This window comes from Bradyrhizobium oligotrophicum S58 (assembly GCF_000344805.1).
GTDB lineage: Bacteria > Pseudomonadota > Alphaproteobacteria > Rhizobiales > Xanthobacteraceae > Bradyrhizobium > Bradyrhizobium oligotrophicum.
Genome location: NC_020453.1, coordinates 3195001 through 3219161, shown reverse-complemented (window position 1 = coordinate 3219161; position 24161 = coordinate 3195001). Strand labels below are relative to the sequence as shown.

20 protein-coding genes (1 of these 20 running past the window's edge) are annotated in these 24161 nt (G+C 63.9%); 5 read left to right on the top strand and 15 right to left on the bottom strand.

Annotation, left to right across the window (positions count from 1 at the left end; genetic code table 11):
- Nucleotide 1 precedes the first annotated feature (1 nt).
- Together S58_RS14020 and S58_RS14015 are read left to right on the top strand one after the other, a co-directional pair.
- Complete coding sequence (locus S58_RS14020) at nt 2-1207, top strand: NAD(P)-binding domain-containing protein (RefSeq protein WP_015665983.1); 1206 nt, start codon at nt 2-4, stop codon at nt 1205-1207.
- Nucleotides 1204-2136 carry a thioesterase domain-containing protein gene (locus tag S58_RS14015; protein WP_015665982.1) on the top strand — a complete coding sequence of 311 codons (933 nt, stop codon included), beginning with the start codon at nt 1204-1206 and terminating at the stop codon, nt 2134-2136. Before S58_RS14020 ends, S58_RS14015 begins: the two co-directional genes overlap by 4 nt.
- On the opposite strand, the gene asnB is transcribed toward S58_RS14015, so the two are convergent.
- From asnB to S58_RS13965, 10 genes are all read right to left on the bottom strand, one after another.
- Complete coding sequence (gene asnB / locus S58_RS14010; RefSeq protein WP_015665981.1) at nt 2074-4014, bottom strand: asparagine synthase (glutamine-hydrolyzing); 1941 nt, start codon at nt 4012-4014, stop codon at nt 2074-2076. The genes S58_RS14015 and asnB overlap by 63 nt on opposite strands.
- 124 nt (nt 4015-4138) lie before the next feature.
- A complete protein-coding gene (locus S58_RS14005) occupies nt 4139-5170 on the bottom strand; it encodes an NAD-dependent epimerase/dehydratase family protein (RefSeq protein ID WP_015665980.1) in 1032 nt (343 codons plus the stop codon).
- Nucleotides 5167-6225 (bottom strand): Gfo/Idh/MocA family protein, encoded by a 1059-nt coding sequence (locus S58_RS14000; RefSeq protein WP_015665979.1) that lies wholly within the window; start codon nt 6223-6225, stop codon nt 5167-5169. Before S58_RS14000 ends, S58_RS14005 begins: the two co-directional genes overlap by 4 nt.
- A complete protein-coding gene (locus tag S58_RS13995) occupies nt 6222-7562 on the bottom strand; it encodes a glycosyltransferase family 4 protein (protein WP_015665978.1) in 1341 nt (446 codons plus the stop codon). The genes S58_RS14000 and S58_RS13995 overlap by 4 nt, the downstream gene beginning before the upstream one ends.
- Before the next feature lie 103 nt (nt 7563-7665).
- Nucleotides 7666-9165 carry a lipopolysaccharide biosynthesis protein gene (locus S58_RS13990; RefSeq protein WP_015665977.1) on the bottom strand — a complete coding sequence of 500 codons (1500 nt, stop codon included), beginning with the start codon at nt 9163-9165 and terminating at the stop codon, nt 7666-7668.
- A 183-nt stretch (nt 9166-9348) separates the two neighbouring features.
- Nucleotides 9349-10506: a glycosyltransferase family protein gene (locus tag S58_RS13985; RefSeq protein ID WP_015665976.1), complete on the bottom strand. Its 1158-nt coding sequence runs from the start codon at nt 10504-10506 to the stop codon at nt 9349-9351.
- Nucleotides 10507-10575: 69 nt separating this feature from the next.
- A complete protein-coding gene (locus S58_RS13980) occupies nt 10576-11841 on the bottom strand; it encodes a DUF4910 domain-containing protein (protein ID WP_015665975.1) in 1266 nt (421 codons plus the stop codon).
- 77 nt (nt 11842-11918) lie between these two features.
- Nucleotides 11919-12461, bottom strand: coding sequence for a dTDP-4-dehydrorhamnose 3,5-epimerase family protein (locus S58_RS13975; protein ID WP_015665974.1), 543 nt, complete (start codon nt 12459-12461; stop codon nt 11919-11921).
- A 111-nt stretch (nt 12462-12572) separates the two neighbouring features.
- Nucleotides 12573-13835 carry a class I SAM-dependent methyltransferase gene (locus S58_RS13970; protein WP_015665973.1) on the bottom strand — a complete coding sequence of 421 codons (1263 nt, stop codon included), beginning with the start codon at nt 13833-13835 and terminating at the stop codon, nt 12573-12575.
- A gap of 52 nt (nt 13836-13887) precedes the next feature.
- Nucleotides 13888-14925: an NAD-dependent epimerase/dehydratase family protein gene (locus S58_RS13965; protein ID WP_042340734.1), complete on the bottom strand. Its 1038-nt coding sequence runs from the start codon at nt 14923-14925 to the stop codon at nt 13888-13890.
- A 324-nt stretch (nt 14926-15249) separates the two neighbouring features.
- Here S58_RS13965 and S58_RS13960 point away from each other — a divergent pair, with 324 nt between their 5' ends.
- Nucleotides 15250-16350 (top strand): hypothetical protein, encoded by a 1101-nt coding sequence (locus S58_RS13960; protein WP_015665971.1) that lies wholly within the window; start codon nt 15250-15252, stop codon nt 16348-16350.
- A 207-nt stretch (nt 16351-16557) separates the two neighbouring features.
- Here the strand turns inward: S58_RS13960 and S58_RS13955 are convergent, their stop codons facing one another.
- Nucleotides 16558-17211 (bottom strand): PIG-L deacetylase family protein, encoded by a 654-nt coding sequence (locus tag S58_RS13955; protein WP_015665970.1) that lies wholly within the window; start codon nt 17209-17211, stop codon nt 16558-16560.
- Nucleotides 17208-18005, bottom strand: coding sequence for a sugar phosphate nucleotidyltransferase (locus S58_RS13950; RefSeq protein ID WP_015665969.1), 798 nt, complete (start codon nt 18003-18005; stop codon nt 17208-17210). Before S58_RS13950 ends, S58_RS13955 begins: the two co-directional genes overlap by 4 nt.
- A gap of 452 nt (nt 18006-18457) precedes the next feature.
- On the opposite strand from S58_RS13950, the gene S58_RS13945 reads away from it, so the two are divergent.
- Nucleotides 18458-19933, top strand: coding sequence for an undecaprenyl-phosphate glucose phosphotransferase (locus S58_RS13945; protein ID WP_052351209.1), 1476 nt, complete (start codon nt 18458-18460; stop codon nt 19931-19933).
- 410 nt (nt 19934-20343) lie between these two features.
- On the opposite strand, the gene S58_RS13940 is transcribed toward S58_RS13945, so the two are convergent.
- From S58_RS13940 to S58_RS13935, 3 genes are all read right to left on the bottom strand, one after another.
- The gene (locus tag S58_RS13940) at nt 20344-20727 is read right to left on the bottom strand and encodes an H-NS histone family protein (protein WP_015665967.1); all 384 of its coding nucleotides are present in this window, start codon (nt 20725-20727) and stop codon (nt 20344-20346) included.
- Nucleotides 20728-21828: 1101 nt separating this feature from the next.
- The gene (locus S58_RS36425) at nt 21829-22176 is read right to left on the bottom strand and encodes a hypothetical protein (RefSeq protein WP_244440762.1); all 348 of its coding nucleotides are present in this window, start codon (nt 22174-22176) and stop codon (nt 21829-21831) included.
- 448 nt (nt 22177-22624) lie between these two features.
- Nucleotides 22625-22903 carry a hypothetical protein gene (locus tag S58_RS13935; protein ID WP_015665965.1) on the bottom strand — a complete coding sequence of 93 codons (279 nt, stop codon included), beginning with the start codon at nt 22901-22903 and terminating at the stop codon, nt 22625-22627.
- Between the two features lie 639 nt (nt 22904-23542).
- Here S58_RS13935 and S58_RS13930 point away from each other — a divergent pair.
- A protein-coding gene (locus S58_RS13930; protein WP_015665964.1) for a polysaccharide biosynthesis/export family protein crosses the window boundary here: on the top strand, nt 23543-24161 show its 5' portion. The gene runs 563 nt beyond the window's last position; 619 of the gene's 1182 nt are visible here — the first part of the coding sequence; its start codon is at nt 23543-23545; the stop codon falls past the right edge of the window.

Here is a 24161-nt window from a genome sequence, read left to right as displayed (position 1 = left end):
CGTGAAGAAGGTCTCAGTCGCAATCATCGGAGCGGGACCCTACGGTCTTTCGCTCGCCGCACACCTCGCCGGGCAGGCCATCGACCACCGCATTTTTGGACGTCCGATGCAGTTCTGGTCGCGCATCGCCGAGACCGGCGGCGACCGATACCTGAAATCGTACTGCTTCGGGACGAACATCTCGGCGCCGATGCCCGGCTACAGCTTTGCCGACTACAACGGGCCGCGCGGGCTCGAGACGTTCGAGCCGTGCTCGATGCAGAACTTCGCGGCGTACGGCCAGTGGTTTCAGCAGAACGTCGTGCCCTGGGTCGAGGACATCGACGTCGCGCGCCTCGATCGCCAGGCCGGCGGCTTTGGTCTCAGCCTCGCTGACGGCAGCCGCTGCGAGGCTGAGCGCGTCGTGATCGCGACGGGGCTGTCGGGATTTGCATACGTCCCTGATCTCCTCGCGACGTTACCCACTCCGCTGGTCGTCCATACCTCCGATGTCAGCAGCTTCGCCGCCTTCAAGGGGCGCGACATCGCCGTCGTCGGCGCCGGACAATCCGCGCTCGAGGCCGCTGCGCTGCTCTTCGAGGCGGGCGCGCGGCCGCAGCTCCTGGTGCGCGAAGACGAAATTTTCTGGCAGACCCGCGTGTCGCGCGAGCGCAGCCTGTGGCGACGAATGCGCTCGCCCATTGCAGGTCTGGGGACCGGCCCCAAGGCCTGGACCTTGACGCATTTTCCGGGAGCCATGCACAGCTTGCCCGACACGTGGCGCACACGCTTTACGCGCAACCATCTCCCGCCAGAGGGCGCATGGTGGCTTCGCAGCCGCGTCGAAGACAAGTTTCCGATTCATTGCAGCATCAATGTCGTCCAGGCGCTTGAAGCCGACGGGCGCGTGGCGCTGACATTGCGCGATACGTCAAAGAACAACCTCGAACGACGGCTCGTGGTCGACCACGTCGTGGCCGGCACCGGCTATGATATCGACGTCGACCGCCTCTCTTTCATCGAAGACGAAATGCGCGCCTCAATCACGCGCCTGAAGCGCTATCCGAGGCTCGACGCCTCGTTCGAATCGTCGGTGCCGGGACTTCATTTCATCGGTCCGGCATCGGCAATGAGTTTCGGACCGCTGTTCCGATTCGTGGTGGGCGCAGACTATAGCGCGCATGTCCTGTCCGGTCGCATCGCACCGAAAGCATCGCTGGCCGCATGAGTCCGCGTGCCGCGATAGCATTCCTGCCCGCAGCGGGTGGTGACGCACCCGACCTAAACGTATTTCGGAACGGTCCCGATGATCTCATCGACATCATGGTGATCGACTATCCGGGATGGCGACGCTACATCACGGAAGGCTACTCGGCGGACGCGCTGATCGACGACATCGCGGTCAAGATCGCAGCAACGATACCGGCCGGACCGATCAGAATCGTCGGCGTCTCGATCGGCGGGCACCTTGGCTACGCGGTCGGCCTTCGGCTTCAGGCGCAGGGCCGTGACATCGCCGGTCTGTGCGCCATCGATTCAACGATGATCGAATCGTCGCGCCCCTCGCCAGGATGGAAGCGGCGCGCTCTGGAGCTGGCGTTGGAACAACTGCGTGGCTTCCGCCTGGGCGATCTCGCGCGTTTCATGCGTTCGAGGTTGTGGCGCAGTCTGGCGAGGGCGCCAGGCGATCGGCTGCCCTGGATCGCTCGACGCTGCTCCCCAGGATTGCCGCTGCTGTTCGCGCTCGATCCGATCTTCGAGCAGGAGCTCAGCATGCGTCTCCTGATCAGGATCGTTGCCCCCTGGATGGGATCGGCCGATCGAAATCCCGTCACATTGGGAGCGCCCACCATCCTGCTGCGCACCGGATTTGCAGCAGAACACGATCAAGCATGGCGACGGCGATGTCCCGATATCGACATCGCCGACATTCCAGGCAAGCATCACACCTTGTTCGATGCCGAGAATGTCGGCGCGTTGCATGAAAGGTTCGTCAGGGCGACGTCCGGCTGGCGCAAGGGGCCAGGGGTTCGATCGTCATCGTCACAGCAGCACCGAGATGATGACGGGGGCACCCCGCACGTCCCTCTCGTCTCAGCGGAACACGCGGTGGCGGTGACACCACCGCACGAACACGTAGATCGACCACACGCGTGACCAATAGAGGCCCGGTGCGCCGTCCAGGAAGGCGCGCCAGAGCCGCTCCACGGCTGCAGGGTCGAGGCCAACCGGCGCAACCGCCTGCGGATCGCGCAACGTCTGATCCATCGCGTCCTGCAGACCACGGCGAATCCAGCGATCCAGCGGCAGCACGAAGCCGCTCTTCGGCCGATCGAACAAGGCCGGGTCCAGTCCGCGCAGGCCGATTCGCCTCAGCATCGCCTTGCTGCGCAACGGCTCATAGCGTTTCTGGTCCGGCAGCCGATCGACGCTTTCGAACAGCACCTGATCCACCAGCGGCACACGCTGCTCCAGCGAGGCCGCCATGCTCGCGACGTCGTTGTCACGCAACAGCCGCTCGCCGAGGAACAGGCGCTGCTCCATGACGCTGATCGCTGAAAGCGGTGTGCGCGCGCGGGTCTCCCGGTTCAGCTTCGCCTTCATCGCGGCGGGCAGTCCGTCGCTCAATGTCGCCACGAGGTCTGGCGCCAGCAGCTCGCGCTGGAAGCCGGGAAGGAACAGCGCATACGCCATCTGATAGAGCGCCATTAGATCATCGCTGCGGCGGACCATGTCGGGGAGCTTGGCCCAGCGCGTCTGCGAGGCGACGGCGCTGCCGGACGGCGACAGCATCCGCGAGGCCAGCGCTGCCGCGGCCACCTTCAAGCCGGCCGGTACCCATGCGGTTCGTTGCGACCATCGCTGCAGGACGGGCAGGTCGCGGAACGACGTATAGCCGCCAAACAGCTCGTCGCCCCCTGTCCCCGAGAGCGCCACCGTGAAGCCGGCGCCGCGGATCGCGTGCGACATGTAGTAGGAGTTCAGGCCATCGAAGGTCGGCTGGTCGAGGCTGTCGAGCGCGGCGTCGAGATTGTCGACGAAGTGCTGCTCGGTCAGCACCACCTCGTGATGCTCTGTGCCGATGGCTGTCGCAATCTGCCGCGCGATCGGCCCCTCGTTCAGCTCCTGCTCCTCGAACGCCAGCGTGAAGGTGTGGATCGGGCTCTTCGCCGCGCGCTGCGCCAGATTGGCCATGACCGAGGAATCGATACCGCCCGACAGGAAGACAGCCAGCGGCACGTCGCTGGCCAGATGCAGCCGCAGCCCCTCCTCCAGCACGTCGGCCAGTTGCTCCTCATCCATGCTCGGTTCGGGCGTATGTCCTGGGATCGACCAGAAATCCTCGTCGCGGAGCGTGTTTCCGACGCCGTCAAACACGGTCAGATGTCCGGGAGACAGCAGCTCGACCCCCCTCACCGCCGTGCCGGGGCCGACGACAAAGCCGTTCCACACCCCGCTGGCGAGCCCCTGCGGATCGAGCTGCGCCTTGCCCAGGAGACCCGACGCCAGCAGAGCGCGCAGCTCCGACGCGAAGGCCAGCGACCAGCCGGCGTCTGGACTTGTCGCGCGGGCAACATAGAGCGGCTTGATGCCGAGGGGATCGCGCGCCAGCAGCAGCCGGCGCTCACGCGGATCCCAGCAGGCGAATGCGAACATGCCGCGCAGCCACGCCACGGCTTCGGGACCGTGCAGGCCGAGCGCGCGCAACATCACCGCGGTGTCGCCGGTGGAGCTGAACTGCTGCCCCCCGGCGATCAGGCGTTGCCGCAGATCGGCGAAGTTGTAGATCTCACCATTGAAGACGATGACGTGCCCGGTCACCGGGTCCGTCATCGGCTGCGCGCCGGCAGGCGACAGATCGAGGATGGCCAGGCGGCGGTGCGCGAGCAGCGCGCCCCAACCACGCTCGTCCGGCTCCGAGGCCCACGTGCCTCCGGCATCCGGTCCCCGGTGCAGCATGGCGTCGTTCATCCGCTGCAGCGCTGCGCGGTTGGCGTCATCCGTTCGGCCGATGATCCCGGCGATGCCACACATCAGGCCGTTCCGTTTGCAATGTGCTGATCACAATGACGAAGGATGCAGAACATATGCGACGCAGAGCTCGCCAATCTCGATGACAGCAGCGCTTCACCTCGTCGTCGCCTGATCATCGCGGAGCTCAAATCGACGCAGGCGTTCCGGGAGACCACGACGCTGGCGCTTCGGCCGGCGTCGGCACCGGGCCATAGGTCCGCGCCAGGCATTGCTTGTAGTCGAGCGGCGGGGTCCAGCCGAGCGTCTCTCTCAGCCTTCGATTGTCGAAGCGCAGCGGCTTGAGCATCGCATCGAACTTCTTGGGCGTCAGGATCGCCGGCACCTTCGTCGCCCGCCTGAAGACGGTGGCGAAGGCCAGCCGCACGATCGCACTGGCGAGCCAATGAGGAACAGGCAGCCGCAAGCCGCGCTCACCACTTCCGCTGAGGTAATCGGACAAATAGGTCCAGACCTGCTCGCCCGGACCATCGACGATGTTCAGCGTCTGACCGCGCGCGCGAGCGTCGGCGGCCGCCAAGGCGAAGACGTCGGCGCAGTTCTCGACATGGGTCATCGGGATGCGGGTCAACGGCCCGATGACGACGTGATGTCGTCCGATCTGCTGTCCCAGCGCCGCGAGATAGCCGTGCTCCCGTCCCCAGATGAATCCAGGGCGGAGCACGGTGAGATCCCAGCCGTGCTTCTCGACGTAGCGGCGCGTCACCCGCTCCTGCCACCATTTGGCGACGGTGTAGCCGCCGCGGGTGTAGACATCAGGCGTCTGCTGCAGCGGTGAAGTCTCATCGAGCACATCGCGCGTCGCCGTGTAGTCGTAGACCGAGAAGCTGCTGCACAGCACCAGCCGGCGACACGCCGTGCCCGACATCGCCTCGAGCAGCCGCTCGGTGCCACCGACCGTGCCGGCGAACTGCGCGTCCTCGCCTCCGGAGACCACGGCCGCCAGATGGATCAGCACATCGACATTCTCGAATGCATCAGCAAGATCACGCGACGTGCGCAGGTCGGCCCTGACGATATCGACGGACGACGGCCAGCCGAGCGGCTCCACGCGGGTCGCAGGACGCACCATGGCGCGAACTTCGATGCCACGCGCGAGCAACGCGTTGACGACGTGCCGGCCGAGAAAGCCATTGGCGCCGGTGACGAGCGCTTTCATATCGCCGGCTCCTTCATCTTCACCTGCTCCCTCGGCTTCATCGCCTCCACCATGCGGTTCACCTCGAGCACGTCTTCACTCGTGATCGGCAACGCTACGCCCGCGGCCAGCGCCTGATAGGTGCGCGCCAGGCATTCCCATAGCCCCTCATAGGCGCCCGGGCCCTTGAACTTGCGCAGCAAGGTCGACAGCGCCGCACGCCGGATGTCGCCGCCCTCCTCCAGGCCGCTGAAGAACGGGCGCAGCGGCTTCGGCACGTTGCGCGGTCCGTCGAAGGTCAGCCGCGTCTCGAACAGATTGGCGGTGGCCTGCATCCGCTCGCCATAGACCCGCAGCCAGAAGGCATCCGGCTGCGCGCTCGCGCTGAAGCCGAGCGTCGCCGTGCTGCGCTCGGCCTCGACCACGCAGCGAAACTCGTCGAACGGCAGCGGCGACGGTTTGCGCTTGCTCCAGACCGTCTGCGCATTGCGATGCGGACCGAGGAACGCATGCGACAGCGAGGCGAGATGCGGCAGGAAATCGGCGATCGCGCCGCCGGCCAGGTTGAGCGCCGGATGCGGCGAGTTGGGATCGGCAAAGCCGTCGGGGCCGAGGATGTCGAGGCAGATCAGCACGTCGACATGGGTGACCGCGCCGAACTCGCCGGTCTCGATGCGACGCAGGATCTCCTGCGGCGCGCGGTTGAAGACGTAGTTGTAGTCCTCGACGACATGGCGACCGGTCTGCTTGGCGCGCAGGGTCAGGATCTGCAGCTCCTCGAAGGTCGAGGTCGCCGGCTTCTCCACGATCACATGCGCACCGGCCTCGAGCGCATCAAGCGCCAGGCGGAAATGCGAGGTCGGCGGCGTCGTCACATGCACGACGTCAGGACGTACCGCGTCGAGCATCGCCCGGTGATCGGTGTACCAGGACGGGATCGCATAGCGCTCGGCCGCAGCTTCCGCGGTCGCCGGCGACAGATCGCAGATGGCGGCGAGTTGAACTCCCGGCAGGGTGTTGAGGCAGGCCAGGTGCTGGCGGGCGATCTGCCCGGCCCCGATGAGCGCGGCCTTCATGACGGCGTGGTCTCCAGGATCTCGCGGTAGAAGCTCTCCAGCGCCTGCGCGGCCGCGCTCCACGCGTATTTGTCGACGGCCACCTGCCGCGCGGCGCTGCCGATGCGCGCCGCAAGCGAGGGCTCGGCAAGCAGCCGGTTGACGGCGTCGGCGAACGCTGCAGGCTCGTTCTCGATCAGCATGTCGCGCCCAGCCATGGCTTCGATCCCCTCCGCACCCAGGCTGGTCGAAACGATCGCCTTGCCCATCGCCATCGCCTCGACGATCTTCAGCCGCGTTCCGCCACCGAGGCGCAGCGGAACGACGATAGCCGCGGCTGACGCGAGATGCGGTCGCAGGTCCGGAACGAAGCCGGTCAGTTCGATCCGCGGTCCCGCCAGTTCCAGCAACGACGGCGGCGGCCGGCCACCGATGATCTTGCAACGCGCGTCAGGATGCGCATCGGCGATGCGCGGCCAGATGTCCTGGACGAAGTGGATGACGGCATCGATGTTCGGCACGGTCGACAGCAGCCCGAAATACACGATGGTGCGGCCGTCCGGCGCCGGGTCCGTGCTGCGTGGCTGATAGAACTCGATATCGGCCGCGTTCGGGATCACCGCCGTGCAGGTGTTGGGAAGATCGTCGTGCAGACGCTTTTCGTCATCCGTACTGCACAGATAGACGCCGTCGGCCGCACCATAGATCGTGAGCTCCTCGCGGCGCAGCTTGCGCCAATTCGCACCGGCATAGAGCCGGCGGCCGACGCTGGCGCCGGTGGCCGCAAACTGCCGCGCCAGATCGTAGGCGATCTCATGGGAGTCCACGATCAGCCGCGGCGGTCTCTCGCCGGCCGGAGCCTGGCGGAAATCGAATTGACCGAGGTAGGGAAACTCGAGGTTGACGATGTCGAACCGGGTCGCGCGCAGCACCCGATCCAGCACCTGCTGCAGTTCGGGCCGTGCGACGCGCAGCCGGTCGAAGCTGTTGACCGACACCAGCGAGCGCAGCTGCAGGAGCCGTTTGCCGAGACCATCGCCCCCATCGGGATTGCGCACCAGAACGACGTCCCGGCAATACGACTGCATCGCCTGCTGGCACTCGTCGATATCGAAGGCGTCGTCCACCAGCATCACCGCCGTGAGATCGTGGCGGCGCGCGAGCTGCGTCATCAGTCCGTGCATGCGTGCCTGCGCCCCGAACCGCGGCGGACTTGCCGGCATGTGCGAGACGTAGAGAATGTTGAGACGACGCCGATCCCCGACACTGTCCTGGGGCCGCGATACATCGCGCCGTGCCGGCGGCGCAGGCCGGAGGTCGACTACATCGGAAATTGCGGTGTCGTGGGGCATGGCCATTTAAAACGATTAAATCACGACCGGATCATATATTTCAATTTAATTGACGGCGAGGGTTAATAGGACCCGCCGCGTGCAGTCTGAGGCTGCTTTCACCCGCTGGTCATCGCTTCCTGATGAAATCCTGGATGATCGTACCTGCGATCCGGAGCGGCTCGCGGTGCCGGAACACACCGACGACAACCGCGAGATAGAGACAGCTGCAGAAGCAGCCCGACAGGATCATGCGCACCAACGCGGGATAACCGGTCAGAACCGCCGCTTGCAGCCACCAGCCAGCGGCCGTGGCCGCAACCGCGCCGATCGTCTGCGGACCCACGGCCCGGATCACGAGCTCGGCGCCGATGTCGAGCGGGCGGCCCGCATAGATGACCGACGGCAGCGCGATCAGCGAGCATCCGATCACGACACCCCAGGCCACCCCGACCGGACCAAAAGGCAGGCCGGCGAGCACGGCTATCACCTGCACCACGAGGGAGATGATGCCCCATGTCTGCCACCGGTCGGCTCTCCCGAGCGACAAATGCAGCCAGCCCTGCGAGCCCTCGACCACATGCGAGATGCCGCGCAGAGCGATGATGCTCAGCAGCGCACCGGCGGCCTGCCACTTCTGGCCCAGCAGGACGACGGTCAGGTCCTCGGCGGTGACGGAAAGGATCGCTGCAACCGGCATCAGGAAAAAGGCCAGGATCGAGAGCGCCGCCTCGTATTTCTGCCGCAGCGCGGCCGGATTCGACTGCAGCTTGCTGAGGGCCGCGCTTCCGACGGCATGTGTCTGATTGAGCGCGGCATAAACCGAGTTGTCGTACAGGTTCATCGCGTTCTGGTAATAGCCGACCTGATCGGGCCGGTAGAGCAGACCGAGCGCGATCCGGTCCACGGCACGGGACAGCGTGTAGGCGACGGTGAAGCCGACGACGTGGAGGCCGAACCGGACCATCGATTTGACCTCGTCGTCGAACACCGGGGCACCGGGGCGCCAGCGGCAGGCCGACCATGCCGCAACGACGACGCAGACCGACGTCGTGATCGGACGCAGCACCAGGGCCCAATAGCCGTATCCGGCGACCGCGGCGGCGATGGCGACCACGGTGCCGGTGAGCGTGCCGAACAGCTGAATCTGACCGATGCGGCCGAACTGCATCGTGCGCCGTAGCAGCGCCATGTGCTGATTGGTCAGTCCGGACAGCACGAAGGTGATCGCGATACACAGCGCGATGGGCTGCAGCCGCGGATCACCGTAGATCCAGGCAATCAACGGACTGCACGCCGCGACGATCACAGCGACCGTCACGCCAATGCCGGCGCTGACCCAGAAGAGACCGCTGACCTGGGCCGGCGTGATCCGGCTTCTCTGCGCCGTCGCATCGAGCAGGCCGAAATCGATCAGGAGCGGAGCAAAGCTCGTCAGCACGCTGACGATGGCGACGAGACCGAAATCCTCCGGCGCGAGCAGCCGGGCCAGAACGATGGCGGCGACGATCTGAAGCGCAGCGTTGCCGTACTGAATGACGATGGAGATGATGCCGCCGCGCAGGGCGCGGCGTCCCAGATCCTTCGATTCCCGGTGCTCTTCGAAATAGGCGGCGACGACTTCAGACATGTCGGATCAATCGCCTTTGGTCTTGGCGGCGGACCTTGGGATGCTGTGTCGCGCGCAGGTCAGGTCCATCAGCGGCATGAAATATCCAGCGGTCGAAAACGAGCTATCGCGAAAAGATTGCACCAAGTTCGGGGCAACAGCGGATCGATGACGTTTCTTTGTGGCGGAGAAAAGGATTAAATGTCACCGTGCCGATAATCGCCGCTCATGATTAAATTCAGACGGCCCGATTGGACGATGGCCGGAAACCAGGCCGGCCAGCGTCGCGAGGCGATGCTTCCGTGCGGCGAGCCCTGGCAGCGGTCGCAGGCCGGCCGCCTCCAGGACCGTCTCCCACCGATACACCCAGTCATGCCGCATCAGCGCCTGCTCCATGCCGGTGCGCCGTATGCGGTCCTGGCGTCCGGGATCGCGATCCAGTTCGCTGATCACCCGGTCGATCTCGCCGGACTGCTGCGGCACCTCGATCACGGCGTCCGGCCAATCGAACAGGCCAGGAAATACCGCGTTGTTCGGTCGCTCGCCGAGCATGATGGCGCCGGAAGCCGCACCTTCGAAATAGCGGTAGCCGAACTCGACCTGATGGCCGGTTTCCTCGGGGCTGTCGAACTTCCCGGGATTGACCAGAAAGTATCTGCTTCGCTTGGCGATGCTGGCGACCTGCGCACGATGTTCCCGCGGCTCGATCGCCTGGCTCCCGCTGATCGTATCGTGGACGTAGAACAGACCGGCATCGCGGGCCATGCCGAGCAGCTTCTGATGCACGGCGGCCGGCCGCCGCCCCATGCTGTAGACGTCGACCACGCGCGCGGGCGGATCAGGATAGGGGCAGAACAGGCTCGCATCCACGCCCGGCGGAAAGTACCGGCATCGCGGCCCGATCAGCTCGCTGAGCGGCTTGACGCTCGAGCTGTGATACTGAAGCACGACGTCGAACTTGGCGAGGATCGGCAGGAAATGGCGGTGCTTGTGGATGTCCTTGGCCCAGAGCTCGTCGAGAAGGCAGACCGAAGTCTTGCAGACATCCCGCAGATGCTCCACCGCATTGAACATGAGCAGATCCTGCGGAAAGCCGCAGATCGTGAACAGGAGATCGTAAGGCCCCTTGGCTGCTATTTTGGGGATGCCGGGGTTCAGTGCGACAGGTGCGTGATAAGCGAGCCGGGTGGCCAAGCTCGCACGTCGGCTGGCCGGGTCGACCTTTGGCGCGACCAGTTCGGCGGAATCGATCTCACGGATGATGTCTTCGAACTCATAATGCGGGCCGCGGTTGAGCGCCCTGCCGAAGATATTCCTCAGCGAAAAGATCAGAACCCGCGGCTTGTCAGGCTGGTCGACCATCGACACCTCCTTGGCGCGCCTCTGCGCGGCCGGTCGCCGCGGTCTCACGACTGAGCCCGAACGACCGCATCACGCTTCACGCGCGGCAACTGGACGGACGAGATCGGCGTCCAGGGCCAGCCGCGCGGCAGCCTCGATCCGTCCGAAAGGGACATCGGCACGGATGGCCATATCGAGCAGGCTGTGCCGGCCGTCGGCCAGGTTGAGGAACCACAACAGGTCCATCTGGGTGGCGCCGCCGGCTTCGCGCTGTCCAGCGATCGCGCGGTACAGCCCGCGCCGGCCGAGTTGCGGCTCGCCTCGGCCATCGATGCGCTCATAGGTGCAGTCGCGATCGAGCAGGTCCAACAGCGTGTCCAAGACGGCAAAGGAGCCGTCGAGCGCCTCGGGCTTCACGAAATCGAGGTCATCTGCCGAGGTGTGATATTCCGGAAAAGTGCCGTGAACGCCGCGCATGAAGCATCCGACCGGAAGGTCGAAGCCGGGCGAACAAAACTGACGCTCGTCATAGCCGTAGGGATTGAACGGCATGATCGCATGCGGCGCGCCGGCCTGGGCGAGGACATGTGCGACGGCGCGATCGATCGTCGCCCCTTCCCTGCGGCTCTGCTTGTAGTGGAACGGGCCGTCGTCTCCGAGGCAGGTCAGCACCAGCCCATGCACGATGCGATCGAGACGCGCCTCGTTGCGTGCAAGCCAGGTGATGGCGCCGATGGTTGCCGGCAGGAACAGGAAGCGATAGCCGAGCCGCCCTCGTCGCCCTGCCCGTAACGCGGCCAGCGCGGTCGCGACGGCAATGCCCGAGAGATTGTCGTTGGCGAGACTGGGATGGCAGACGTGGCAGGTGATCAGGACCTCGTCCTGGGTCTCGCCGGGAACGAAGAACTCGCCATAGGTCATCGCGCCCGGCGACAGATCGCTGTCGATATCGACCTGGTAGGAATCGTCCGTCATCGTCTGCCAGAGCCGGTCGGGCAGACAGAAACCCCAATCATCGGCGTAGTAGCCGGTGCGGTATGGAATGAGGTCGGGCTGATCCGGCAGCGCGTGCACGTGGCGCGCGAGCTCGGCCCGGCTGAAAACACCGTGAACCGGCTTGCTGTACCCCATGATGTGAAGGTTATTCTGGGCGAAATCGACCAGGCATCGCCCATCGAGCGTTCTGATCGTGCCGCCGCGGATATTCCACTCCATCGGCACGTGCCAGTCGAGCACGGGGGTGCCCGTCGCCACCTCGTGAACGGTGAGATCGATATGGCGCGCGATGATCGCAAGCGTTTGGCGAACGCCCGCCCCGGTAAGGCTCCGATTGATCGGAAACATGTCGCGGATCATCGCGTGGAGGTCGATTCCGGGCCTACGGTCCAGACCGCCACGATGGCCTGGCGTTGCCGCCATCTGCACGTGCCGGTTCACCACAGACCTCGTTCTGCAAGCAATGGCCAGGCGGCATCCTTCGCCGACAGGACGGTCACGGGCTGCGGCCACTTGATCCCGATCATCGGATCATCGTGGCGGAAACCATCCGACAGATCCTCGACATATTCGATGCCCATCAGGTACTCGACCGTCACGTCGTCGGTGAGCGCCTGGAAGCCGTGGGCAAAGCCTGCGGGAATGTAGAGCATCCGCGCTGTGGTCGGCCCGAGCTCACAGGCATAGATCTCGCCCCGCGTCGGCGAATTCGGCCTGATATCGACGATGACGTCATGGATGAGTCCGGCGGAGCAGCGCACGATCTTGGCGTCGGGCTTCGGCGCGCGCTGAAAATGCATGCCGCGCACGCTTCCGCTGATACGGGTCACCGAGCTATTGCCCTGAACCGGCTGGAAGTCGATGCCCTCGTCAGCGAAGGTCTTCGCACACCAGGTCCGCGTGAAGCTGCCACGCTCGTCGGCGCGGACCGTGAGCTCGATCAGCCGCGCATCCGACCGTCCCAGCTGGACAAACCTCATGGCAACAACTCTTTCGCGCAATGATCCGGCGGTGCCGTCGATCTCGACAATTTCCTCGTCAAAGGGACGCCCTCTGTATGCAGGGCGCCCGACGACGAGCGATGACGCCCGCTAATCCTCGATGGTCGCCTTGGGCACGGGCACGATGAAACGACCGCCCCAGTTGCGGATCTCCGCGATCTGCGCCTTGATCTCGTTCTTGATGTTCCAGGGCAGGATCAGGACGTAGTCGGGCCTGGCTTCGAAGATCGCTTCCGGCGGCAGGATCGGAATGCGTACGCCCGGCATGTAGCGTCCCTGCTTGGACGGGGCGCGATCGACCGTGAAGTCGAGAAAATCGGTCCGGACGCCGCAGTAGTTGAGCAGCGTGACACCCTTGGCCGGCGCGCCGTAGGCGACGATCTTCTTGTTGTCGCGCTTCAGCGCCGTCAGGAGTTCGAGAAGCGCGCGCTTCGTCTCTTTGACCTGTTCGTTCCAGGCCATGTAGATCGCGTCCTCGTGCAGGCCGTAGGCCCGCTCCCGCGCCAGGACATCGGCGACGTTCGGGCTCTCGGCATGCGACGCGCCCTCGTGGCAGACGAAGAACCTGATCGAACCGCCATGGGTTTCGGGGAGTTCGACGTCGAACACGCGCAGGCCCGCCCGGGCGAAGATGCGCAAGCCGGCGATCAGCGACAGGTAGGAAAAGTGCTCGTGATAGATCGTATCGAACTGGTGCCGCTGCATCAGCGTCAGCAGATGCTGGACCTCGAAGGTCGCGACCCCTTCCGGAGCCAGCAGGATCTTGACCCCGCCGACGAAGTCATTGATGTCCGGAACATGGGCGAGCACGTTGTTCGCCGTAACCAGATCGGCCGACCATCCCTCCTCCCGAAGAAGCGTCGCGGAGCCACGGCCGAAGAATTCGACCCGGGTCTCGATGCCCTTCGCGCGCGCAGCCAGCGCGACGCTCTCGCAAGGCTCGACGCCGAGACAGCTGATCCCCTTCTGAAGCGAGTATTGCAGCAGGTAGCCGTCGTTCGATGCGATCTCGACATGGCGCGATGCCGGACCGAGCTTGAAGCGCTCGGTCACGACTTCGACATAGCTCCGCGCGTGCTCGAGCCACGAGGTCGAATGCGAGGAGAAGTAGGCATAGTCCGCCCGGAAGATCTCGGACGCGGCCAAGAGGTCGCGCGTCTGTGCCAGACGGCACTCGCGGCAGACGAACGTCTCCAGCGGGTAGAACGGCTCGGCCCGCATGTAATTGGCCGGATCCACGTAGTCGTTGGCGACCGGCGAGGCGCCGAGGTCGATCAGCTTGAGCGTGAGATCATCGCCGCAATGCCGGCACTTGGGCGCGACGCCCACGGCCGTGGGAAGGGTCAGTTCCATGGTTTCTCCACTATCGGTCGAAGCGAAGGCCTGCCCGGCGCGCCGCGCGGCATCAGATCCATTGCAGCCGGTCGTTGATCCTGGACGTCTCCATATGGTCCTGCAGGACCTTGAGACGGATCAGATCGGATGAGCGAAAATCGGCATCCTTGAAATTCATTCGCTTGAGGCCATCGATCAGATTCCTGATCGACTGCTCCAGCGTCACCCTTGGCTGGTGATCGGGCGCAAGCTTCCGGTACAGGCCGAAATCGACCTTGTAGGAGCGGCTGTCCACCGGCGCGGAGATATTGATCGACACATCGGTGCCCGGCACTCGAGCGGCCACGGCGTTGGCGAGATCCTTGACCTGGTAGTTGCGGTCGTCCGAACCGGCATTGACGGTGAGGAAGCGGCCGCCTGTGTCAGCCGGCCGGTCGACGGCCCAATCGATCGCCCGCGCCATGTCGGCCACGTCGATCAGCGGGCGCCACGGCGTGCCGTCGGAGAGCACGCTGATCTGCCGGCGCGTGAGCGCACAGGCCACGAAATCATTGAGGACCAGATCGAGCCTCAGCCGATCCGACATGCCGCAGGCGGTCGCAAAGCGCAGGCATGTGATGGTCATGCCGGTGTCGATCGCCGCCAGCTCCTGCTCCGATCCGATCTTCGACTTGGCATAGGCGGTGATCGGATTGAGCGGGTCGCTCTCCTTGCGCGGCGGTCCGTCGGCGATGCCGTAGACGCTGCAGCTCGAGGCGAACACGAAGTTCTTTACGCCCGCCGCCGCAGCCGCCTTGGCGAGCGACACGGTGGTGTTCTGGTTGATGTCCAGCGTCACGTCCTGGAAGCGATTGCCCATCGGGTCGTTCGAGATCGCAGCCAGCTGGACCACGGCATCGTAGCCGCGCAGGTCCAGCGACATCTCGCGGACGTCGCCATGGAACTGCTCGTCGAGATAGCGCTCGGGAAGGACCGGGGCTCCGGTCAGGCAGTGCGCGAAGTAGGCATTGTCGAAGCCGTGCAGGATGGCATCCGGCCGCTGCGCCCGCAGATGCTTTGCGACCTCGGGGCCGACATAGCCCATGTTTCCAGTGATGAGCACTCTCAAATTCGTCACCCCTTGCGCATCAACCAAAGCACGATTTAAATTACCTGCATCGCATTATAATTGATTATATTTGCTCGCGTCCAGTCCATCCACACCCCGGAGCACCGACGGCGGCGCGAGTGCGACGAGCCGAGAGACAGCCAAATGCACTTGATTCAAGCCAAAATACGGCACGACGGCCAACCTGCGGGCCAGCCGCCGGCCGCCGCGCGAATTAATCATATTCCGTCAAATTAAATGCTTGCCATGAATCCGACAAATCGGAACCGCAAACCTCGCCTGCTTTAATTCAGACGCATTCCTTGAAGATTTGAGAGACAGAGCATGACGCTATCGGCCGGCGACTGGGTTGAGGTTCGCAGCAAGGAGGAGATCCTTGCTACACTCGATGCGAACGGGCGCCTCGAAGGGCTGCCGTTCATGCCCCAGATGTTCAAATGGTGCGGCCAGCGCTTCCAGGTCTACAAGCGCGCCCACAAGACCTGCGATACGGTGACCGGCTACAACACCGGCGAATGGCTCGGCCGGCGGCTGCCCAACGCGGTCCATCTCGAGCTTCGCTGCGACGGTGAGGCCTATGGCGGCTGTCAGGCGGCCTGCCTGATCTTCTGGAAAGAGGCGTGGCTGTCCCCGGTCGACCCGGCCCAGGCCGCGGCGGCCGGCCGCGACCATGCGGCAGCCCGCCAGCCGTCCGGCGGATGCACGGCGCGCGACGTGTGGGACGCGACCAAGTCGTCCGACCAGGCGCCGGGAAAAGGTCCTCGCTATGCCTGTCAGGCCACCGAGTTGCCGAGCTACACCCAGCCGCTCAAATGGTGGGACGCACGGCAATATGCCGAGGACATCGCGTCCGGCAATGTGTCTGCGGGCAAGATGTTCCGCGGCCTGCTCTACTTCGCCTATGTCGGCGCCACGATGGCGCGCCGGCCGAGGCTCGGACGTCCGGCGCGATGGATCTACGACCGCTTCCAGTCGCTGTGGGGCGGCGTGCCGTTCCCGCGGCGGCGTGGAGACCTCGCAACCGACAAGGACGCGCCGATCGCGCATCTCGGGCTGCAGCCGGGCGACCTCGTCCGCGTGCGCCCGCACAAGGACATCCTCGCCACCATCGACAAGCAGACCAACAATCGCGGCATGGGCTTCGACGCCGAGATGGTGCCCTATTGTGGAAAAGTGTTCCGGGTGCGCACCCGCGTCGAGAAATTCATCGACGAGCGGACCGGCTACATCAGGCGGATGAAGACGCCCGCCGTCATCCTCGACGGCGTCTACTGCCAATCACGCTACAGCGAGAACCGCCTGTTCTGCCCGCGCGGCATCTTCGCCTGGTGGCGCGAAGTCTGGCTCGAGAAGGTGCCGGCCACGGCGATCGGGACGCCGCCATCGCACGAAGCCGTCGAACTTCCCAGGCGTGCGGCCGGCTGAGCGCGATCGCGCCGGCCCACGCGTCAAGACGTAGCCGCTGGCTCGCCTGGCTGCGTCGGATAACGACGCTCAGGTTCGCACCAACGCTGTAGCCGAGGTGCTTGTCCGCACGCCGAGACATCGCGGCAGGATGGCCGTGATGTCTGCCCGCCGCTTCTCAGAAACTGATGCGCCTATGATGCCGCGAACGGCGACCGACCGCGCCGATCACCCCAGCGACAGCTTGCGGACGACGAACGCCTCGGCATAGCGCTCGGGAGCACGGCATTCCATGCCCCGCAGCCGCGCCAGGCCCATGAATGTTTCGGGGTCGAACCACTGCTTGGAGCGCTGGCTGCCGAAATGCGACATCAGCAACGCGACCTTCCGCTTCATGACGAATTCAGAGACCGGCATGTAGATGTTGGGCCGCCCGAGGTCACCATCCCATTTCGGAATTTCGTATTCGAGCACGAGATGATCGCGGAACGTGTTCCAGACCAGCCGGTTGACCTGGCGATGATCCTGATGCGCATCATCGCGGCGGTGGGCGAGGATGACGTCGGGATTGATCCGGCCCTTCAGCTGCTCGAACCAGGCCTTGATCTCCTCGCCCTGCTCCGGGAAAAACCCGTCGCGGAAATTCATGATGTCGAGATTGCGGCCGGCCGCTTCCGCGAGAAAATCGTCGGCCGACGCCCTCGCCTCGACGCCACGCTCGTCATTGCCGCTCAGCACGCACCAATGAACCTCCAGGCGAACGCCCTGGTCGAGCCAGGTCAGAAGCGTGCCTCCTGCGCCGATCTCGATGTCGTCCGAATGCGCACCGAGACACAGGACCGACAGCCGGTCACCACGACCGGCAAGCTGCAGCGCTCTCATCCGTTGACCACCGCCGGAAGGCTGGTGCCGAGATGCCACGGGGTGTCGCCACGCTCGATCATTTCCTCGAGCACCTGGCGGTCCCGCAGCGTGTCCATGGCCCGCCAGAATCCTTCGTAGCGATAGGCCATCAGCAGGCCCTGGTCGATGAGCCGCTTGAACGGCTGCACGACGAGTTCGTCGCCCTCCTCGATGTAGTCGAAGATCTCCTTGCGGAAGATGAAGTAGCCGCCGTTGATCCAGATGTCGGAATCGTTGCTCGCGGCCATGCGACCAACCTTGCCGTCGCCGTCGAACTCGGCGAGGTGGAAGCTGATCGGCGGATGGATGGCGATGAAACAGCCGATCATCCCGCTGCGCTTGAACTTGTCGATCATGTCCGGGAGCGGCGCATCGGTCAGGCCGTCACTGTAGTTGGCCAGGAAGATGTCCTCGTCCTGCACCATGTGACGGACGGCCCGCAGCCGCTGGCCGATGTTGCGCCAGATGCCGGTATCGACCAGCGAGACCCGCCAATCGGCCGGGCGTTCGCCCAGCAGCTCGACCTTCTTGCCGAACTGCGAGATCGTACAGTCGGTGGTGGCCGCCTGATTGTAGTTCAGGAAGTAGTCCTTGACGACGTTGGCCTTGTAGCCGAGGCACAGCACGAAGTCCCGATGGCCATACTGGCTGTAGTACTGCATCACATGCCACAGGATGGGCTGATGGCCGATCGGAATCATCGGCTTCGGGACGCTTTCGGAATATTCCCTGATCCGCGTACCAAGTCCGCCACAGAACAACACGACCTTCATGGCTCGACGTCCTTCGGATTCATAATCTTGGAAATGGGCATCATTATCTTCCAAGCTCGCCGGACTCGGTCGCGGAAAACCAATGCCAGGCGAACGTTTGGCTCGCACGCAAATTTAATAGCCCGATTATTTTCTACTTTAAACAGCATTTTCAGGGACGGCCATTGAAATATCAGTTTCACCGACATTAATCTGCCACACGCCTGGTATGACCGACCGCATCGCCCGACTGAGCATGCCGTTCGCGGCCCTCTGAAATCACGCAGCCTTTCGGCGTTTTTCGGCTCGGGGCCGTCGCATTCCGCCACCTGCTACCGCAGCACGGTATCGCGAGACCATTCTGCCGCGGCAGCGCATTTCCCCGGCGATTTTATTTGTTTAAATTAAATGTTGATTTATATAATGACGGCCGAGCCGCCATATTAACCGAGTTTCGAACAACCCATATTCCCATGCATTACGCGGATCAGCCCGAGACTCTCGATAGGAACGGCATGCCCGCCGCCATCCTGGCGGAACGGCAATTCCAAGGGCGCAAATGGCCGGTCCATTACGCCGCCGTCGAGCCCTTCGCGATCGCGGCGGACATCGCCACCATCACCGCATCCAGCGTCCTGTCCGGATTTCTGTATCACCTGCAGGACGCTGCAGGGGCGAACGACGTCAGTAAATCGGTCGGGCTGGCGATCCTGGTCTCAGCCCTGTTCGTCTCGATGATGAAGATCCGGGGAATGTATCGCCCGGCCGAGCTCCTGATCCTGCCACGCCAGATCCGCGCGGCTTGCCTGACCTGGATCACCGCGTTCCTCGTGCTGGCCGGCGCCCTGTTCGCGCTGAAGATCGGCAGCGAATTCTCGCGCGGCACCAGCATCGTGTTCGCCATTTTCGGGATCATGGCGCTGATCCTGAATCGCCGAATCACCGAATATCTGCTGGCGAAGGGTTTGGCGGAGAAACGGTTCTCTGGCCGGAACGTCGTGCTGATCACCGACGACGCGGGCAAGGACAATGCGGGCCTGGCTCAGGCGCTCACGGATACCGGCTTCCGCGTCAAGAGGCACTTCCTGCTTCCTGAGCCCGGCGCGGATCCCAACCAGCGACAACATATCGTTTCAAGCGTGATCGATTATGTGCGCGGCTCCGACATCGAGGAGATCGTGGTCGGCGCCAGTCCCGCCCCATGGTCCGATCTGCGCACGCTGGGCGCCGAGCTGAGAGTTCTGCCGTTTCCGGTGAGCTTCGTCCCCGTCGGAACGGCCTCGGAGATATTCAAGCGTCCGCGCCGCGAACTGGGCAGCGCCGTCTGCGTCGAGTTGCACCGTGGCTTGATGAGCCCGCTCGAGCACGCGACGAAGCGGCTCATGGACGTCGTGATGGCCGGAATGGCGCTGGCACTGCTGTCGCCGCTGCTGCTGCTGGTCGCAATCGCCATCAAGCTCGATTCGCAGGGACCGGTGCTGTTCCGACAGCAGCGCTGCGGCTTCAACGGCCGAGCCTTCCAGATCTACAAATTCCGCACCATGTACGTGCTCGAGGACGGCCCCTCCATCGTTCAGGCCCGGATCGGCGACAGCAGGTTCACCCGCCTGGGCGCATGGCTGCGCCGGACCAGCATCGACGAGCTGCCTCAGCTGCTCAACGTGCTGAACGGGAGCATGTCCCTGGTCGGCCCCCGTCCGCACGCACTGGCGCATGACAACGAATTCGACAAGCTGGTGCGCAATTACGCGTTCCGCCGGCGCGTCAAGCCGGGGCTGACGGGATGGGCCCAGGTGCACGGCTGCAGGGGACCGACACCGACCCGCGCGTCCATCGAACAACGGGTCGAGTTCGACCTCTGGTACATCGACAATTGGAGCCTGTCGCTGGACATCGCCATCCTGCTCAGGACGCCGATCGAGCTGATCCGCGGCGACAACGCCTACTAGCTCCGGGGTGTAGAGCTCCAAGCGATTCTGCGGCGCACGCGTCGCGCGAGCTTCCGATCGAGGCTCCAGAAGAGAATCGATCGTACGCAACCACTTTCATTTCCCGATGGTCGTCAATGTCGCGCGGCTGGACGCTGCGGGCTTTGGAAACGCGACGCCCGCGCGATTCACTGGATGCCGCCCGATCACGGCCGCTGCTGACCTCAGGAGATCGTTCGGTGGTGGGGCTCATCTTCCGGCCGGCGGCGCCCGGCGCCCTGCGGTCACGAGACTGACGAGCGTCCCAGTATCTCGTCGTCACCATCGCTGAGAGTGCCGTTCGGCCGATGCCGCGATGACGAATCAGATGCAAGCTTTACGAGCAACGCCGATTGCCATGCACAACAGGGCGGTGACTGAACCGCAAGCGATCAGGCCCGCTGACGGCGGCCCTTCGGGGCACTTGCGCCGTTGATCGCGAACTCCTCGATCCGATGTCCGGTCTTGATCGCAGCGACCAGCCAGCGCGGCTGCTTTCCGCGGCCCGACCAGGTCTCGGAGGTCTGCGGATTGCGATATTTCGGCAGGACCCTCGGATATTTGCGTCGCGCCTTGCCACTGGAGCCGTAGGACTGCGCGCCTTCGTTGGTCGCCCCCTCGATGGCACCGCGACTGCGGTTGAGAACCGCCAGACGACGTTCGAGCTCGCGCTTCTCCGACGTGATCCTCACAGCGAGGATCTGGCTGATCTGCTCATGGAGCGACCAGAGGTCATCGAAAGACATCGTCTCGAAATCGATCTTCTTGGTGGACATACAGCGACCTTTATCTGTGATCTCTATCCTGCCGGATTAATGTCATATAATTCGGTATTTCGATCCGCAAGTGGTTCGCTGTCGGAAAAACTGAATATTTCAGTCATATTCACTCGACCGACGCGAATGGTTGTAACTCAATCAAATATCAACCTGCAACCCCGCTCGCAGAAAATGTGGCGTACAAATTACACCGAGCGACCTTGGCGGGCTGCACGGGATTGGAAAACATCAAATCGACGAGATCGGCTCGGATTTTCGCTGCTATGCGGCAAGATCGCGCCGAAATCACGTAGTCCCAAGGGCGGAGTGAGACGCATTTTCGCGGCCGAGTCGTTTGCCGCACGCTGTCATGCACAGCGACTGACGAATGCATACAACCTATTCGAGCGACGAAGCCGATAACCCGGATCGAGATATTTTGTATCCGCGCAAAATGCCGGATGCAGGTTTAATTACGCACGACACCGGGAATATGCCACGAAGCCGCCGAGATGCATTCATTTGCCGAACATCGAACTGATGCTCCTGCCAACGTCGACCATCGTCTTCCGCTGAGCAAACACGCCCCACGCCCACGCCATGACGAATTGCCGCACTGGAGCGTTGTCGGCTTCGGCTGGAGGTGGGGCTTGCCGACGATCGATTGAATGAATGAAGGCACGGTCGACCGGAGGGACCAGTCCCGGGAGCCGACGATCGCCCTGCCCGCCTTTCGTTATGCCCGACACCGGATGCTCGCGCGTTGCCCACCGCTCAGAATGCCGCCCGCAGGTTGCACTCAGGGATCACGGGACACAACGGATCGGCTGCGAAGCGGATCGGCCGCAAGACTGCAGACCGGTGCGTTCTCTGCCGGCGCCCGGACGTCCTCCGGGATACATTCGGCAATGATTTCCGAATCAGCGAAAAATCTTGAAACGCAGATCTCGATGAACTCGGTCACCGGAAGGCCGCCGAGAGGCTATCGCTGTCGGACTGCGAGGCGTCGTAGCCGTCGCCCCGCTGCAGCTCCCTGGGCGTCGGCGCAACGGCGAATTGCACTGTTGGCCGCCAAAGGTCATCGGTCGCCGAGGGGCGACCGATGACGCGGGCTGCTCGTCATTTCCGCTGCTTGGTGCGGCCCGGCGCGGGGCGACGCGGCGCCACCAGGTGAGCAGTGCCGCGGTGACGCCTGTTTGCCATCGGGCGGCGGCTGGGGGCACCGGACTTCTCCGCCCGCTTCTCCACGCAGGAACTGATCGAGCGAATTTCGTTGAGGAGGATGTCACAGAGCTCGATCTGCGAGAGCAAAGCTGATTGGCTTGAATTGCCCGACGCCAGCCGACGGAAGCGAGATTTTGTAGCACGTATTTTGTTTAATGATTTCATAACGGCATTCAATGGCCCGCCGCCGCCAATATCCATCACATGATCCTCAATCAACGCTGTACAAAGCTCGTCACACAAGGACGGACCCCACTCGCTTGCGAGTTCTAAGGGATTTTTTATCGAACGCCGGCGAACTGTCATCGCAGGAACGCACGAATTCGAGGATCAGGATTAAATTAACCACTCGCGACAAGTTAATTTACCATCTTGAAGGCAAGATATTAAACACTTCCGGTACTCATTGCGGCTACAGTAAATTCTTACCGCGTCTCCGAAAGGACTTATTAACCCACTTTATTCCGCGACGATTGAAGCTTAAGTGTGTTCTGGCGACGCTTTTTTATTTCGATCGTCTCCGCAATTGGTCGAGTAAATAATTTAATTTCAGATTGTGAAAAATATAAAACACAACCAGTAGATTACGTCCACTGGATACTCCCCGCGGCTCCGCATGGGCGACCATAGGGGGGCGCCGAGAGGCTACAGACAGAGAGCACCCGGCTCCATCGCGAAAGACGGCTCGAACTCACCAGACCATCGGTCGTTGCGGCGCCCCGCAGACCACGGCGCGGCGATACTGCGCACCCCAGCGGGTCTCCACCGCCACGCGCCGGATGCACCCGGGATAGATCGCAAGATTGTAGCGAAACGGAGTGGCCTCGAACGCGCCGTGCAGCCGGCACAGCCGGCTGAGATCCGGGCCGCACTCGGTGAGCGGATAGAGCCCACGCGCCGACGCGGTGCCAGGCAAGCCGGCAAGCGCAGCGGCAAGCGTGACGGCTGCGATCCTGATGACGTTCGACAACGACGTGCTCCCCTTGCAAGACGCTCAGCGGCTGCTGCAGCACCATAGACTTGAATGGCAGCCGCGGACAACTGATAGCCGGCCGCTGCCCCCTGCCCGGCCCTGCCGATGACACGACCGACAGCCCGGGACCGTTCCGGCCCGGCAAGCTCGCGTCGTGCGACGCGGCGACGCACCGCCTGCGCCCCTGCGTTCAGGCGTGGCGCGAACGACTCGGATAACCGTTGATCAACGGCTTTCTGTCTAGAATTTTACGGGTTCCATTAGGTCGAAGCCACGCCGCTCCGCAGGCTCGGCACATCGGTGACGATCTAGTCCCCATGAAGGTAATTTGGTGCGGCCAGACTGTGACCTAATTGGCACGGCGCGGCAAAAGCGGCCCTGGACGAACAGGGGTGCGCTTTCGCCTGGATTGGCCGCCGGGTAGGTTGGGAACTAGGTAGGACGGCGTTCTTCCTCCGGGGGGCGGAGGGAGTGGCGTGGGGAAACGTATTTTTGTCGTATCCGGGGATGCGTTTGAACGATTTAATCAATCCGTCCGGAGCGCGCGGATCGGCCGGCCTCGCCGGATCCTCGATCTGCGATGGCGCTGTGAGCCCACGCGGTTCTTACAGCCTTTGCCGGGGGTCGCGCGCCCTGATGGTCGTCGCATTGCTGGCGGTTCTGCCGGCCTGCTCCTGGCTGCCTGGGACGGGTCCGACGAGCGACGCGGTCAGCGACAATGCCACCGCCAGCGTCCGATCGAACACGGCGCTCCCCTATGCCCTGGTCGATGTCAGCTCTGACACCATCGGCTTCCTGTCGCAGCCCAATCTCATTACCTTCCAGGGCGTGTTTCCGGACAAGCGGCCGAAGCCGGTGCAGGTCGCCGGGATCGGTGACGTCCTGAACGTCTCGATTTTCGAAGCGGCACCGGGCGGACTGTTCACGCCGCCGACCGCCGCCGGCGCCCGTCCGGGCAACTTCGTCGATCTGCCGGCGCAGGCGGTGGACCAGCAAGGCAACATCCGCGTGCCCTATGCAGGCGAGATCGCCGCTGCCGGCCGGACTCTCCCCCAGATCGAGCAGGAGATCGTCTTCCGGCTGCAGAAGCGCGCGTTGGAGCCGCAGGTCGTGGTCAGCCTGAACCAGCAGCATTCGAGCGTGGTCAGCGTTCTCGGCGACGTCAACACGCCGGGCGTGCTGGCCCTCAACAGCGTGGGCGAGCGGCTCCTGGCGGTGGTTGCACGCGCCGGCGGGCCGAAGCACGAGGCGATCG